Here is a 13,688-nt window from a genome sequence, read left to right as displayed (position 1 = left end):
GGGCGGGCATCGCGCATGTCGCGCTGCTCGCGCGGGGCACGGTTTTCGCCGCCGCCCTGTTCGCGCCAGTCGCCACGCGGCTGGGAACGGTCCAGGTCCTCGGCACGGCCGAAACCGCTGCTGCGCGGGCGCTGGTCACGGGCGTCGTCGCGGGGTGCTGCACCGCGGGCATCGCCTCGCGGTGCCCCACCGCGGGCATCGCCGCGAGGGGGGGCATCACGGCGGTCGGAGCGCTCGTAGCGATCATTGCGGCCGCCACGGTCGCCGCCACGTTCATTGCGGTCGTTGCGGTCGTTGCGGTCACCGCGCGGGCCGCCGCGTGCGCCTGCGGATTTGCCCGCGCCACCCGAAGGGCGGCGGGCATCGCCAGCCGGCTCGGCCTGTGGCTTTTCGGGGCGGCGCAGCACAGGGCGCGCGGAGGGCGCTGCCGCCTCGTCGGCGCCGGGCCGGGACGGTTTGGAAGAAGTAGGGGATGACATTAGACCGCCATTGTCGCGCGGCAAGGCCCGCAGCGGCTGCGCCCTGCGGCCAATACGGGCATTGCGCTCGGCTATCGGGCGGCCTGCGGGCAGGCCGCCAGAGCCCCCTTGCCAGCCCCGCCGCCCGGCCCTGCGCCCAGGCGGGCTCGCCATGTTCCGCACCGCACATTCATGCCCCATGCAATGCGCCTGGCGGCCGACCCATCCCAATCGCTGTATCCGGCGCGATATGCACAACCGGATGAATCCTCAATGAAAAATCGACAAGAAGCGAATCAAATCGGCAAAACATCTTCAATCCGGCCGATTGGGATCTTCCAATGCACGGCATGAAATATGTAAAAAACTGTATTTTATTCAGGCGATTTCATTCATTGGCGATTGCAAATCAACCCATTGGGCTTGCCATTGCCCATACATCTCCCCATAGAATGGCGCCCGTCCAGAAACGGGGGGCTTTTTCGAGACAACAGCCCTTCGCGCAGCGCCTGCTGCGGTATCCAGACCATCCCGCCCGGACTCCCGCCTCATTCAACAAGGAAAACCATGAGCGATACACCCAACCTATCGAATTCCACTCCATTGAAAGAACAATTCAAGGCACTGCTTATCACCAAGCCGGACTTGACTGGAATCGAGTGGTCCGATATGGAGAGCGCCATCGGCCCGAATGCTGAAAAATACCGGCCACTGTGGGAGCGCATGGTCAGCGGGAAAAAGGGCTTTTTCGCATCCATGAGTCCCTGCTGGACCGCCATTCCCTTCATGGGAGTTTCCTGGGCCATTGCGCGCCGCGTCTACGCCTATGCCGTGGTGGCGTTCATCACCCTGTTGATCATCAATCTGCTGATGCCCGGCACGGGGGGCGCCGGGCGCGTGCTCGGCATCGCGGTGGCCATCTCGTTCACGGTCAAGCGCACCTACCTGCAATGGCTGGTCACGCGCATACAGCAGATCAACCAGAGGGGCCTGGTGGGCGCTGCGCGCGAAGAGGCGCTGCGCCAGATCGGCGGCCTGGACCAGAAGAACGGCTGGATCTCCTTCGGCGTGCTGCTGGCCATCGGCATCGTGCTGGCCGCCTTCTGAAGCGCCAGGCTCGCAGATCAGCGGTCCACGGGCAGCCGGTCGCACAGGGCCACCAACTGCGCCAGCTGGGGGCCCACATCCCGGATCAGCGTGCGGGCCGGCATGCGCAGGCCCGGCACGGCGCAGTTGAACAGCAGCCGGCGCGACCCGTAGCGGATGCGCGAGGCCGCCCCCACGGCGCACACGCCCAGGCCGGAGTCGCCCATGTTGACCGCGAAGCCCCGGGCGGCATAGTGCGCCAGGCTTTCGCTGGCGTTGTCCATGCAGCGCGCGTATTCCTCGGGCCGCTGGCTGCGCACGCGGTCCAGGAAGCGCTGCAGTTCCCCGGCATCGAGCTGGGCCAGCCCTGCCCGGCCCATGGCCGTTTCCAGCACGCCGCGCACGGCGCCCACGCCGGGTCGCTTGAGCGTGCCGCCCTCCCAGGCGCAGGTATCCAGGTAGACCACATCCAGGTCCATGACCACGCCCACCGACACCGCCCCCTTCACACGGTCGGCCAGCGCCTGCATGGGCAGGCGCAGCGGGCCGAGCAAGGGCGTATTGATCACATAGGGGTAGCCCAGGGCGACGGCGGCCGGGCCGACGAAGTAGCGGTCCAGCCGCTCGTCATGGTCCAGGTAGCCCATGGTCTGCAGGCTGCGGCACAGCCTGGACACGGTGGGGCGCGGCAGGCCCAGGCGGCGGGCCAGTTCGCTGTTGGCATGCGGGCGCGGGTCGCTGACGAAGCACTGGAGAATCATCAGCCCCTTGGCCAGCGTGCCCGCGAAATACGGGTCCTGCTCGCGGATGCGGCAGACATCCTGCGAGTCCCTGGGCTGGTGGGCAATGGGGGTGTGGGGCACGTGGCGATTGTGCGGACCACGGCCGCAAAGCCGCAACTGCATTTCAATATTTGAAACTGCATTGCAGCCCTGTCGCCCGCGCTTCCTACAGTGCGGCCCATGAGCCAAGCCCCCACCCCCCATCCCGCCGACGCCCGCCTGCAGGCGTTGATTGCAGACATCCGCCATTTCGTGCGCCACCGCTGGCATCCGCTCGAAGAGCAGATCGAGCGCGACGACAGCATTCCGCCCGCCGTGGTCCAGGAGCTGCGCGACAAGGGCTATTTCGGCTGGAGCATTCCCCAGGCCTATGGCGGCCTGGGCCTGAGCACCGAGGAGCTGGTGCGCTGCGCCTTCGAGCTGTCCCAGGCCTCGGTGGCGCTGCGGGCCCGCGTGGGCACCAACACCGGCATTGGCTCGGAAGCCCTGGTGGCCGACGGCACCGAGGCGCAAAAGCAGCGCTGGCTGCCGCGCATGGCGCGCGGCGAGCTCACGGGCTGCCTGGCGCTGACCGAGCCGGACGCGGGCTCGGAGGCGAGCAACATCCAGACCACGGCGCACCGCGAGGGCGACCACTATGTGCTCAACGGCAGCAAGCGCTTCATCACCAATGCGCCGCTGGCCGATGTGTTCACCGTCATCGCCCGCACCGGCGAAGGCAGCACGGGCAGCGAGGGGCTGACGGCCTTCTTCGTGGAACGCTCGCCGGGCCTGGTGACGGGCCAGCCCTATCGCAAGATGGGCCAGGCCGGCTCCCCCGTGTCGGACGTGCATTTCCAGGACTGCCGCGTGCCGGCCGACCAGATCATCGGCGGGCGCGAGGGCCAGGGCTTCAGGACCGTGATGAAGGTGCTCAACAAGCAGCGCCTGCACCTGGCCGCGCTGTGCACGGGGCCGGCGATACGCATGCTGGACCTGGCGCTGGCCCATGTGCGCCAGCGCGAGCAGTTCGGCCAGCCGGTGGCGAACTTCCAGCTGGTGCAGGCCATGCTGGCCGACAGCCGCACCGAGATCTTCGCGGCGCAATCCATGATCCTGGAGGCCGCCCGCGCCCGCGACCGGGGCGAGGACGTGGCGCTGTCCGCCTCCATGTGCAAGTACTTCGCCTCCGAGATGTGCGGCCGCGTGGCCGACCGCGCCGTGCAGATGTTCGGCGGCGCGGGCTATGTGGCCGACTTCAGCCCCATCGAGCGCTACTTCCGCGACGTGCGCCTGTTCCGCCTCTACGAAGGCACCAGCCAGATCCACCAGCTCAACATCGCCAAGCTCATGCTGCGCGAGAGCGCCTGACACCGGAGGCCCCATGACATCCCCCCTCACCAAGAAGCACCTGGCCACCCTGGGCCTGCTGGCTGCACTGTGCGCCTGCGCGCAGGCGGCCCAGGCGGCCCAGGCGGCTTTTCCCGATCGGCCCGTGCGCGTGATCGTTCCCTTCCCCGCAGGCGGCAGCACCGACCTCGTCGCCCGTGCCCTTTCTGTGGAACTGGGCAAGGCCCTGGGACAGCCCGTGGTGGTGGAGAACAGGCCCGGCGCAGGCAGCCTCGTCGGCTCGGAACTCGTTGCGCGCGCCGCGCCCGACGGCTACACCCTGCTCATGGCGGGCCTGAGCAATGTCTTCCTGCCCCATGTGCACGCCAACCTCAAGTGGAATCCGCTGACCGACTACGAGTACATCGGGCTGGTGGCGGACCTGCCCAACGTCATCGCCGTCAACGCAAAGACGCCCTACCGCACGCTGGCCGAACTGGTGGCGGCCGACAAGGCCAGGCCCGGCACGCTGTCCTTCGGCTCGGCCGGCACGGCCACGCCCTCGCACCTGGTCTGCGAGATGGTCAACCACCGGCTCGGCACGAAGATGCAGCACCTGCCCTACAAGGGCAACGCCCCGGCCGTCAACGACCTCATGGCCGGCCACATCCCGGTGATGTGCAACAACCTGGGCGGCACCCTGCCCTACATGCAGGGCGGGCAGATCCGCATCCTGGCGCAGACCGGCAAGAGCCGCTCGCCCGCAGCGCCCGACATTCCCACCTTTGCCGAGCTGGGCGTGGCCGGGCTGGACACCGGCCTGTGGGTGGGCCTGGCCGCGCCCAAGGGCACGCCGCAGCAGACCGTGGCCACGCTCAACCAGGCGCTGGCCAAGGCCATGGCCTTGCCCGAGACACGCGACAAGCTGGCGCGCCTGGGTGCCACGCCGCTGCCCACGCAGGCGGTGGACTTCCACAAGCGCGTGGCCGAAGACCGCCGCGCCTGGGAGCCCGTGCTGAAGAACGTGGACCTGAAAGGCAACTGATGCAGCGCCAAGGCTATCCGCTGGAGGGTGTGCGCATCCTCGACATGGCCACGGTGCTGGCCGCCCCCTTCTCGGCCACGCTGTGCGGCGACCTGGGCGCCGATGTCGTCAAGCTGGAGCTGCCTGGCGGCGGCGACACGCTGCGCAGCCTGGCCCCCGTGCACGACGGCCACGCCGTGTTCTGGAAAACCGCCAACCGGGGCAAGCAGGGCATCTCGCTGGACGTGCGCAAGGCCGAGGGCCGCATGCTGTTCCTGCGGCTGATCGAGGATTTCGACGTGCTCGTGGAGAACTTCCGCACCGGCACGCTGGACCGCTGGGGGCTGGACCTGGCCACCTTGCATGCCCGCAACCCGCGCCTCATCGTGCTGCGCCTGACGGGCTTCGGCCAGACCGGCCCCTATGCGCGCCGGCCAGGCTTTGCGCGCATCTTCGAGGCCATGAGCGGCTTCGCCCACCTCACGGGCGAGGCGGGCGGCCCGCCCCAGCACATGAACTACCCGCTGGGCGATGCCGTGGCCGGGCTGTTCGGCGCCTTCTCCATCGCGGCCGCACTGGCCGAGCGCAACGCGCAGCCGCCCGGCGAACGGCGCGGCGTGGAGATCGACCTGTCGGCCACCGAAGCCATGCTGCGCCTGCTGGACCCGCTGGCGGCCGAATTCCAGCTGTGCGGACAGGCACGCAGCCGCACGGGATCGTGCGCGGGCTACACGGCGCCCTCCAACGTCTACCGCACGCGCGACGGCGCCTGGCTCACCGTGGTCGCCACGGGCGATGCCATCTTCAAGCGCCTGTGCCAGGCCATGGACCGCGCCGACCTGGCCGCCGACCCGCGCTTTGCGGACAACGCCGCGCGCATCCGCCACCTGCAGGCACTGGATGCGCAGATCGTGCAATGGTGCGCAGCCCTGGACTGCGGCCAGGCCATGGCCGCCCTGGCCGCGCACGACATTCCGTTCAGCAAGGTCTGCTCGGCCGGGGACGCGCTGCAGGACCCGCATTTCGCGGAACGCGGCAGCTTCATCACCCTGCCCGACCCCGACCTGGGCCTCCTCGCCGCCCCCGCGCCCGTGCCCCGCTTCACGGGCCGCCAGGCCCCTTCGCCACGCAGCGGCCCGGCCACCGGCCAGGACAATGCACGCATCTATGCGGCGCTGGGGCTGGATGCGCAGCAGCAGGAGAGGCTGCGGCGCGAAGGCGTGATATGAAGGCGTGCAGTGCTGGCGTCAGATGACCAGCCGTGCGGCCAGCAGGTCAGCCTGCTCAGCGAACTTGCGGGGATGGGACGTGCGTAGCTGCGCCAGGTTCTGCACCTTCCATCGCACGCCGGGCAGGTGTTCGAGATGGGCGATGTCCAGCTCCGGCCAATCGGGGACTCCTGCGGCCAGCGACAGCAAAAAGCGCCGTTCACTGGCATCCAGCCCTTGCTGAAGCTCCCGCAGCAACCGCTCGCGTGCTGCGAGCAGAGATTGCAGCGGCACAGGCTCGGCCGTCATGCCCCGGAAGTTGTTCTCGAAATCGTGCCGGACATCACGCAAGGGAGGAAACAGCACTTCGTGCAAAGGTCGGTTGCTGCAGGCCAGATAGACCACGAAGGCGCGCCGGATGCCTGAGGTCATGCCGCCGTGCGCGAACAGCTGCATCACATCGAACAGATCACGCGGGTGCTGCCGATCCAGGGCGGCCACGAGCTTGCCGCCGTACAAGTCCTCTGCGGAGACCACGGGAATCTCCAGGTCAGCCATCAGCACATCGCGCGCAGTTGGCGTGAGCGAGGCCTGCCGCACCGGCAGCACCGTGCCCCGCATGACATAGTTCACTTCGATCTTGACCTGCACGGGACCACGGCGCACCAGCAGCTTGGTCTGGCCCGCTGCAGCCACCGGCGCATGGGTCTGAAAGCCCCGCTTCGTCAGACGTTCTGCCGCTTGCCGGATGGCCTGATTGATCCGCAGCAGCGCCTCATCACGTGACGGCCTGTGGTCGGGAAACACCAGATCCAGATCAACGGACAGACGCGGCATATCGCGCACGAACAGGTTGATCGCGGTTCCGCCCTTCAGCGCGAACGTGTCATCCACAAACACCAGCGGCGCGACCTGTGTCAACAGGCGCGCAGTGTCGAGATAGGTCTGGTTCATGGCTTGAGCACCAACAGGCCCTCGGCCGACCGGGACACCCAGGGCCTGTCGCTTCCCGTCGGCAGCGAGGCCGTCTCCAGCCTGGCGGCCCAGGGCAGCGCCCCCTCGCGCCCGAGTTGAAGGCACAGGCGCACGGTCTTGACGCTGGTGCAGCGCTGCAGAAGTTCACGCAGCACATCAGCGCGCAGGCTGTACGCGCTTTCCACCAGCTCCCTGGCTTCCTGCAGCGGCTGGCGCACGCCCACATCGCTCAGAAGCTCCAGCAGCGCACGCTCCGGCGCCGAGACCTGGGCGGCACCGCTGCGTTTCTCGAACGGCCCCACGTGCAGCAAATCGCCGGGTTGTTCATCGAACAGCCGTTTGCGATGGTATTCGGCAGGGAACCGCTCCGTGAACCATGGCGGCAACTGCCCGGCGGCCCAGCCATACAGCTGCAGCACCGGCTGCTGCGCCACATACTGGCGCATGCCGTACCAGTCCAGCGCCGACTTGCCCCCCACATGCAGGCCCTCCAGGCGGCGCTGCAGCACGCCCAGGCTCGGATGCAGGGCCAGGCTGTCGTTGGGCCGGCAGAAGACCCCCCGCATCAGGCGCTTCAGCCAGCCCGCGCGCACGTAATGGACAGCCAGGTCTGCGGAGATGCCCAGCCCTGCCAGATCCTGCGAGGTGATGGGCGTGCCCGCAGGCAGCTGCGTGTAGAGCGCGTTTAATTTGCTTGCCCCGGTCGTAGTCATGCTGCGATTCAAGCACTTATTCCAAACACGGACAAGTTTGGTATTTTTCTGATAATCGTAGTTTGGCTACGATTTTCAATACTTTTCAAAATTCCGTGGTGGCATGCATCGGTGCTGGTCCATGCCGATGGGTACGGCGCCAAAGCGGACGCCGCTCATGCTCAAGCCGCCCGCCGCGCCGCCGCAAACAGCCCGCTGCGCAGCGCTTCCAGGTCGAGCACGCGCAGGCCGCCGTACTCCACGACGATGGCGTTTTCGCGCTGCAGCACGGACAGCGCCTCGTTGACGCGCTGGCGCGACAGGCCGACCAGGTAGGCCAGTTCCTGCTGGGTGATGCGCAGCACATCGCCCACGCCCGGGTACAGCAGCGGGTGAAAGAGCGCGGCCAGGCTGCGGGCCACGCGCAGGTCGGGGTTGGTGAGGCGGTCGATTTCGCGGGCCGAGATGAATTGGCCCAGGCGCTCGTTGAGCTGGCTCATGACGAAGCGATTGAAGCCGATGGAGTGGTCCAGCAGCCAGTGGAAGGTTTCTATGGGCAGGCCACCGACCACGCTGCGGCGTATGGCCTGCACGTTGTAGCGATAGGGCTCGCGCTTGACGGCCGTGCCCTCGCCGAACCAGCCGCCCGGGGGCAGGCCGGCCAGGGTCATGCTGGCGCCATCGGCGCCGTCGGTATTCATCTTGAGCAGGCCTTCGACCACGCCGAACCAGTAGGTGGGTGCGCGGCCGGTGCGGCAGACATAGTCGCCGGGCTGGGCGTCGCCGACGACCAGCGCCTTCTGGGCCCGTTCGCGCTCGGCGGGCTGGAGTACGGCGAGCCAGGGAATGCCTTCGAGTTCCTCGGGCCGGGGCGCGCGGCGGCGCTGGTGCAGTGACAGTTCTTGGCTCATGGAGTCGCGGCGAGGGTGCGCGGATCAATCATCAAAACCACCCAAGCATTGCCCGAGGCCGGGGGCTGGCGTGAGCGGGATTTCCAGAAGGACCGCCGCACGCGCACATTCGCGGATGCGCAAGCCCCCAAACGGGCCATGAGACCGTTTTGGCACCTTTTGTTACGGCGCGTTTTCCCGATGATGAGTTTCCCGCAGATTGTCGTCAAACAGACACCACGGCGTCAAAGCCAGTCCTAGGATGCAGTCCAAGCCGGTAGGTCAAAGCCTGGGCATCTGCACCATGCGGCCACCATTCACGAACATCCAAGGACATGGAATGACGACCACGTTCCCGCATCTGCTGCTCCAGCATGCCGCCCAGCGCCCCCAGGCGCCGGCGCTGCGCGAGAAGGAATACGGCATCTGGCAGACCTGGAGCTGGAGCGAGGCCGCCGAGACCGTGCGCCATATGGCCTGCGGCCTGGCGGCCCTGGGCCTGGCACGCGGCCAGAATCTGGCCTTCATCAGCGACAACCGGCCCCATGTCTACATGGGCTTCATTGCCGTGCAGGCGCGCGGCGGCGTTCCGATCCCGCTGTACCAGGATGCCGTGGCCGCCGAGATGCGCTTTGTCATCGAGGACGCCGAGATCGACTTCGCCTTTGCCGAGAACCAGGAGCAGGTGGACAAGCTGCTGGAGGTGCGCGAGAGCGTCTCCGGCCTCGGCCACATCATCTATGACGACCCGCGCGGCCTGCGCCACTACGACCAGCCGGGGCTGATCAGCACCGAGGCGCTGCTGCAAAAGGGCCGGGAATGGGATGCCGCACACCCGGGCGCCTGGGATGCGATGCTGGCCGCGCTGTCGCCCGACGATGTCTCGGTCATCCTCTATACCTCGGGCACGACGGGCAAGCCCAAGGGCGTGTGCCAGACGCACCGCAGCTTTGGCGAGTCGGCACGCGGCGGCGTGCAGGTGGACCGCCTGGGACCCGGCGACAACGTGATCTCCTACCTGCCCCCGGCCTGGGTGGGCGACCATCTGTTTTCCTTCGCGCAGTGGCTGGTGGCGGGGTTCACCATCAACTGCCCGGAGTCGGCCTCGACCGTGTCCATCGACCTGCGCGAGATCGGCCCCAGCTACTACTTCGCGCCACCGCGCATCTTCGAGGGCATGCTGACCTCGGTGTCCATCCGCATGGAGGACGCCGCGCCCTTCAAGCAATGGATGTACGGCCGCGCCATGGCCGTGGCGCGCCGCGTGGGCTCGGACATCCTGGACGGCAAGACGGTGGGCACGCTGGACCGCCTGAAGTACGCGCTGGGCGACCTGTGCATCTACGGGCCGCTGCGCAACGCCATGGGCCTGTCGCGCATCCGCGTGGCCTACACGGCGGGTGCGGCCATCGGGCCCGAGCTGTTCCGCTTCTTCCGCTCCATCGGCATCAACCTCAAGCAGCTCTACGGCCAGACCGAGACCTGCGCCTATGTGTGCATACAGCGCGACGGCCAGGTGGAATTGAGCAGCGTGGGCCAGGCCGCACCGGGCATCGAGCTGAAGATCGCCGACAACGGCGAGGTGCTGCTCAAGGGCGTGTCCGTGCTCAAGGAGTACTACAAGCGCCCCGACGCCACGGCCGAGGTGGTGGATGCCGAGGGCTGGTTCCACACGGGCGATGCCGGCGTGATCGATGCCAGCGGGCAGCTGCGCATCATCGACCGCGCCAAGGACGTGGGCAAGACCAGCCGGGGCGCCATGTTCGCGCCCAACTACATCGAGAACAAGCTCAAGTTCTTCCCCCAGATCAAGGAGGCGGTGTGCTTCGGCCACGGCCGCGACCAGGTCTGCGCCTTCATCAACATCGACTACGAGGCCGTGGGCAACTGGGCCGAGCGCCAGGGCCTGCCCTATGGCGGCTACGTGGACCTGGCCTCCAAGGCCAAGGTGCTGGAGATGGTGGCCGACTGCGTGGCCCAGGTGAACGCCGACCTGGCCGCCGAGGCCGGCATGGCCGACACGCAGGTGGCGCGCTTCCTGGTGCTGCACAAGGAGCTGGACCCCGACGACGACGAGCTGACCCGCACGCGCAAGGTGCGCCGCGGCTTCATTGCCGACAAGTACGGCGTGCTGGTCGATGCGCTGTACACGGGCAAGCGCGAGCAGTTCATCGAGACCCAGGTCAAGTTCGAGGACGGCCGCACCGGCAGCGTCAGCGCCACGCTGTCCATCATCGATGCCAAAACCCATTCGGTGGCTGCCACCGCCAGGGCCTGACCGGAGCCGCTGACATGACCCACAAGAAGATCGGCGATGTCATCCTCGACATCAAGAACATCAGCCTGCGCTTTGGCGGGGTGAAGGCGCTGACGGACATTTCGTTCGATGTGCGCGAGCACGAGATCCGCTCCATCATCGGCCCCAACGGCGCGGGCAAGAGCTCCATGCTCAACTGCATCAACGGCGTGTACACGCCGTCCGAGGGCTCGATCACCTTCCGGGGCAAGACCTTCAGCCACATGAACAGCCGCCAGGTGGCCGAGATGGGCGTGGCGCGCACCTTCCAGAACCTGGCACTGTTCAAGGGCATGAGCGTGATCGACAACATCATGACCGGCCGCAACCTGCAGATCAAAAGCGGCATCCTGATGCAGGCCCTGCGCCTGGGCCCGGCCCAGCGCGAGGAGATCCGCCACCGCGAGTTCGTCGAGCACATCATCGACTTCCTGGAGATCCAGGCCTACCGCAAGACGCCCGTGGGCCAGCTGCCCTACGGCCTGCAAAAGCGCGTGGACCTGGGCCGCGCCCTGGCCATGGAGCCGCAGGTGCTGCTGCTGGACGAGCCCATGGCCGGCATGAACGTGGAGGAAAAGCAGGACATGTGCCGCTTCATCCTCGATGTCAACGACGAGTTCGGCTCCACCATCGTGCTGATCGAGCACGACATGGGCGTGGTCATGGACATCAGCGACCGCGTCGTGGTGCTGGACTACGGCAAGAAGATCGGCGACGGCGCGCCCGACGAGGTGCGCCAGAACGAAGATGTGATCCGCGCTTACCTTGGCACGAGCCACTGAGGGGACAGACATGGGATTTTTTCTGGAAACCTTGTTCGGCGGCCTCATGGTGGGCACGCTGTACGCACTGATCGCCATCGGCTTCGTGCTGATCTTCAAGGCCTCGGGCGTGTTCAACTTCGCCCAGGGCGCGATGGTGCTGTTCTCGGCCCTGGCCATGGCGCGCTTTTCCGAGTGGATCCCGAAGTGGATCGGCATGGAGCCTGGCTGGCTCACCAACCTGCTGGCCATCTGCGTGTCGCTGGCCATCATGGTGGTCGTGGCCTGGGTGATCGAGCGGCTGGCGCTGCGCCACCTGGTCAACCAGGAGCCCATCACGCTCTTGATGGCCACGCTGGGCATCGCCTACCTGCTGGACGGACTGGGCCCGATGATCTTCGGCAGCGCCGTCTACAGCATCAACGTGGGCATGCCCAAGGATCCCATGTTCATCCTCGACGGCCTGTTCGAGGGCGGCGTGCTGCTGAGCCAGGAAGACCTGTACGCAGCCTGCATCGCCGCGCTGCTGGTGGCCGCGCTCAGCGTGTTCTTCCAGAAGACCAAGACCGGCCGCGCGCTGCGCGCCGTGGCCGATGATCACCAGGCGGCCCAGTCCATCGGCATTCCGCTGTCGCGCATCTGGGTCATCGTCTGGTCGGTGGCCGGCGGCGTAGCCCTGGTGGTGGGCATCATCTGGGGCTCCAAGCTGGGCGTGCAGTACTCGCTGTCCCTGGTGGCCCTGAAGGCCCTGCCCGTGGTGATCCTGGGCGGCCTGACCTCGCTGCCCGGCGCCATCATCGGCGGCCTGATCATCGGCGTGGGCGAGAAGCTCTCCGAGGTCTACCTGGGCCCCATGGTCGGCGGCGGCATCGAGACCTGGTTCGCCTACGGCCTGGCCCTGTGCTTCCTGCTCGTGCGGCCCCAGGGGCTGTTCGGCGACAAGATCATCGACCGCGTCTGAGACCGTATACGGAGAACTTGCACCATGTTTTATCGTGAAAACGGTCAATTCAAGACGACCTACGCATCCGACCAGCAGATCTTCGGCGTCGCCCAGGACCGCTGGGCCATCGTGGCGCTGCTGGCCGTCGCCTTCCTGGTGATTCCCTTCAGCGTCAGCGACTACACCTTCCAGGCCGTGCTGATCCCCTTCCTGATCATGTCGCTGGCGGCGCTGGGGCTGAACATCCTGGTCGGCTACTGCGGCCAGATCTCGCTGGGCACCGGCGCCTTCATGGCCGTGGGCGCCTATGCGGCCTACAACCTGCAGGTGCGCTTCGAGGGCATGCCGCTGCTGGTGGCCCTGATCGGCGGCGGCGTGCTGGCCATGGTCTTCGGCGTGATCTTCGGCCTGCCCAGCCTGCGCATCCGCGGCCTGTACCTGGCCGTGGCCACGCTGGCGGCGCAATTCTTCGTGGACTGGCTGGCAAGCCGCGCGGCCTGGGTGACGAACAACTCTTCCTCGGGCTCGGTCAGCGCTGGCCCGCTGTCCATCATGGGCTGGCAGATCGACACGCCCATGGAAAAGTACCTGCTGTGCCTGGGCATCCTGTGCGTGCTGGGACTGGCCGCCAAGAACCTGGTGCGCAGCGCCATCGGCCGCGAGTGGATGGCCATGCGCGACATGGACGTGGCCGCCAGCGTGATCGGCATCCGCCCGACCTACGCCAAGCTCAGCGCCTTTGCCGTGAGCAGCTTCATCGTCGGCGTGGCCGGCGCGCTGTGGGGCTTCGTGCACCTGGGCGCCTGGGAGCCGGCGGCCTTCAGCCTGGACCGCTCGCTGCAGCTGCTGTTCATGATCATCATCGGCGGCCTGGGCTCGGTGGTGGGCAGCATCTTCGGCGCGGCCTTCTTCGTGCTGCTGCCGCTGCTGCTCACCCAGGTGCCGCACTGGATGGGCCTGCCGCTGTCCACGGCCACGGCGACCTACCTGGAGCACATGATCTTCGGTGCGCTGATCGTGTTCTTCCTGATCGTGGAGCCGCATGGCCTGGCAAAACTGTGGGCCACAGCCCGCCAGAAGCTGCGCGTCTGGCCCTTCCCGCATTGATATGACACCCCCTGAGTCGCTTCGCGCCTTCCCCCTCTCTACTCGCTACGCGAGGGAGGGGGACGACACCCTCGGTGCGGGGCGGCCCTTCCTCGGTGTCCCTGACCTGGGGCTCGCCAGTTCCACAGATGGCGCCAGGAAACATGGAATGTTTGATT

Annotated in this window: 13 protein-coding genes and 1 pseudogene; 8 read left to right on the top strand and 6 right to left on the bottom strand. The window is 67.3% G+C overall.

The window, feature by feature from the left end; genetic code table 11:
* A pseudogene (locus A9976_RS31280) lies at window positions 1-479 on the bottom strand (pseudouridine synthase); the annotation flags it as partial.
* Between the two features lie 527 nt (window positions 480-1,006).
* Window positions 1,007-1,246: a hypothetical protein gene (locus A9976_RS31275; protein ID WP_259649071.1), complete on the bottom strand. Its 240-nt coding sequence runs from the start codon at window positions 1,244-1,246 to the stop codon at window positions 1,007-1,009.
* Here A9976_RS31275 and A9976_RS31270 point away from each other — a divergent pair.
* Complete coding sequence (locus tag A9976_RS31270) at window positions 1,245-1,565, top strand: hypothetical protein (RefSeq protein ID WP_259649070.1); 321 nt, start codon at window positions 1,245-1,247, stop codon at window positions 1,563-1,565. The genes A9976_RS31275 and A9976_RS31270 overlap by 2 nt on opposite strands.
* A gap of 17 nt (window positions 1,566-1,582) precedes the next feature.
* Here A9976_RS31270 and A9976_RS01950 read toward each other — a convergent pair whose 3' ends face one another.
* On the bottom strand, window positions 1,583-2,449 hold the full coding sequence (locus A9976_RS01950) for an IclR family transcriptional regulator (RefSeq protein WP_013804345.1): 867 nt from the start codon (window positions 2,447-2,449) through the stop codon (window positions 1,583-1,585).
* Window positions 2,450-2,506: 57 nt separating this feature from the next.
* Here A9976_RS01950 and A9976_RS01945 point away from each other — a divergent pair, with 57 nt between their 5' ends.
* From A9976_RS01945 to A9976_RS01935, 3 genes are read left to right on the top strand one after another with little or no spacing between them, the layout of a single operon-like run.
* Window positions 2,507-3,676, top strand: a complete 1,170-nt coding sequence (locus A9976_RS01945; RefSeq protein WP_183017590.1) for an acyl-CoA dehydrogenase family protein — start codon at window positions 2,507-2,509, stop codon at window positions 3,674-3,676.
* A gap of 13 nt (window positions 3,677-3,689) precedes the next feature.
* Entirely contained in the window at window positions 3,690-4,679 is a 990-nt protein-coding gene (locus tag A9976_RS01940; RefSeq protein ID WP_183017589.1) for a tripartite tricarboxylate transporter substrate binding protein, read from the top strand.
* Window positions 4,679-5,887 (top strand): CaiB/BaiF CoA-transferase family protein, encoded by a 1,209-nt coding sequence (locus A9976_RS01935; protein WP_183017588.1) that lies wholly within the window; start codon window positions 4,679-4,681, stop codon window positions 5,885-5,887. The genes A9976_RS01940 and A9976_RS01935 overlap by 1 nt, the downstream gene beginning before the upstream one ends.
* Before the next feature lie 18 nt (window positions 5,888-5,905).
* On the opposite strand, the gene A9976_RS01930 is transcribed toward A9976_RS01935, so the two are convergent.
* From A9976_RS01930 to A9976_RS01920, 3 genes are all read right to left on the bottom strand, one after another.
* Window positions 5,906-6,820 carry a nucleotidyl transferase AbiEii/AbiGii toxin family protein gene (locus A9976_RS01930; protein WP_183017587.1) on the bottom strand — a complete coding sequence of 305 codons (915 nt, stop codon included), beginning with the start codon at window positions 6,818-6,820 and terminating at the stop codon, window positions 5,906-5,908.
* A complete protein-coding gene (locus tag A9976_RS01925; RefSeq protein WP_183017586.1) occupies window positions 6,817-7,554 on the bottom strand; it encodes a type IV toxin-antitoxin system AbiEi family antitoxin in 738 nt (245 codons plus the stop codon). Before A9976_RS01925 ends, A9976_RS01930 begins: the two co-directional genes overlap by 4 nt.
* Window positions 7,555-7,715: 161 nt before the next feature.
* Window positions 7,716-8,444 (bottom strand): Crp/Fnr family transcriptional regulator, encoded by a 729-nt coding sequence (locus A9976_RS01920; RefSeq protein ID WP_183017585.1) that lies wholly within the window; start codon window positions 8,442-8,444, stop codon window positions 7,716-7,718.
* A 319-nt stretch (window positions 8,445-8,763) separates the two neighbouring features.
* On the opposite strand from A9976_RS01920, the gene A9976_RS01915 reads away from it, so the two are divergent.
* Genes A9976_RS01915 through A9976_RS01900 form a run of 4 tightly spaced genes read left to right on the top strand, consistent with a single transcriptional unit; the run spans window position 8,764 to window position 13,530 of the window.
* On the top strand, window positions 8,764-10,701 hold the full coding sequence (locus tag A9976_RS01915) for a long-chain fatty acid--CoA ligase (RefSeq protein WP_183017584.1): 1,938 nt from the start codon (window positions 8,764-8,766) through the stop codon (window positions 10,699-10,701).
* Between the two features lie 14 nt (window positions 10,702-10,715).
* Window positions 10,716-11,501: an ABC transporter ATP-binding protein gene (locus A9976_RS01910; protein ID WP_183017583.1), complete on the top strand. Its 786-nt coding sequence runs from the start codon at window positions 10,716-10,718 to the stop codon at window positions 11,499-11,501.
* A 10-nt stretch (window positions 11,502-11,511) separates the two neighbouring features.
* Window positions 11,512-12,441, top strand: coding sequence for a branched-chain amino acid ABC transporter permease (locus A9976_RS01905; RefSeq protein WP_183017582.1), 930 nt, complete (start codon window positions 11,512-11,514; stop codon window positions 12,439-12,441).
* Between the two features lie 24 nt (window positions 12,442-12,465).
* Entirely contained in the window at window positions 12,466-13,530 is a 1,065-nt protein-coding gene (locus A9976_RS01900) for a branched-chain amino acid ABC transporter permease (RefSeq protein WP_183017581.1), read from the top strand.
* Window positions 13,531-13,688: the final 158 nt, after the last annotated feature.

This window comes from Delftia sp. UME58, from assembly GCF_014170385.1.
Taxonomy (GTDB): domain Bacteria; phylum Pseudomonadota; class Gammaproteobacteria; order Burkholderiales; family Burkholderiaceae_C; genus Comamonas; species Comamonas acidovorans.
The sequence above is the reverse complement of the archived record's forward strand: the minus strand, read 5'-3'. Positions and strand labels throughout refer to the sequence as shown.

Bases quoted from the DNA above. Each gene is read 5' to 3' on its own strand.
- A9976_RS01940 (WP_183017589.1), top strand. From the start codon at position 3,690: ATGACATCCCCCCTCACCAAGAAGCACCTGGCCACCCTGGGCCTGCTG.
- A9976_RS01950 (WP_013804345.1), bottom strand. From the start codon at position 2,449: ATGCAGTTGCGGCTTTGCGGCCGTGGTCCGCACAATCGCCACGTGCCC.
- A9976_RS31275 (WP_259649071.1), bottom strand. From the start codon at position 1,246: ATGAAGGGAATGGCGGTCCAGCAGGGACTCATGGATGCGAAAAAGCCC.
- A9976_RS01925 (WP_183017586.1), bottom strand. From the start codon at position 7,554: ATGACTACGACCGGGGCAAGCAAATTAAACGCGCTCTACACGCAGCTG.
- A9976_RS01935 (WP_183017588.1), top strand. From the start codon at position 4,679: ATGCAGCGCCAAGGCTATCCGCTGGAGGGTGTGCGCATCCTCGACATG.
- A9976_RS01930 (WP_183017587.1), bottom strand. From the start codon at position 6,820: ATGAACCAGACCTATCTCGACACTGCGCGCCTGTTGACACAGGTCGCG.
- A9976_RS01915 (WP_183017584.1), top strand. From the start codon at position 8,764: ATGACGACCACGTTCCCGCATCTGCTGCTCCAGCATGCCGCCCAGCGC.
- A9976_RS31270 (WP_259649070.1), top strand. From the start codon at position 1,245: ATGGGAGTTTCCTGGGCCATTGCGCGCCGCGTCTACGCCTATGCCGTG.
- A9976_RS01945 (WP_183017590.1), top strand. From the start codon at position 2,507: ATGAGCCAAGCCCCCACCCCCCATCCCGCCGACGCCCGCCTGCAGGCG.
- A9976_RS01900 (WP_183017581.1), top strand. From the start codon at position 12,466: ATGTTTTATCGTGAAAACGGTCAATTCAAGACGACCTACGCATCCGAC.
- A9976_RS01910 (WP_183017583.1), top strand. From the start codon at position 10,716: ATGACCCACAAGAAGATCGGCGATGTCATCCTCGACATCAAGAACATC.
- A9976_RS01920 (WP_183017585.1), bottom strand. From the start codon at position 8,444: ATGAGCCAAGAACTGTCACTGCACCAGCGCCGCCGCGCGCCCCGGCCC.
- A9976_RS01905 (WP_183017582.1), top strand. From the start codon at position 11,512: ATGGGATTTTTTCTGGAAACCTTGTTCGGCGGCCTCATGGTGGGCACG.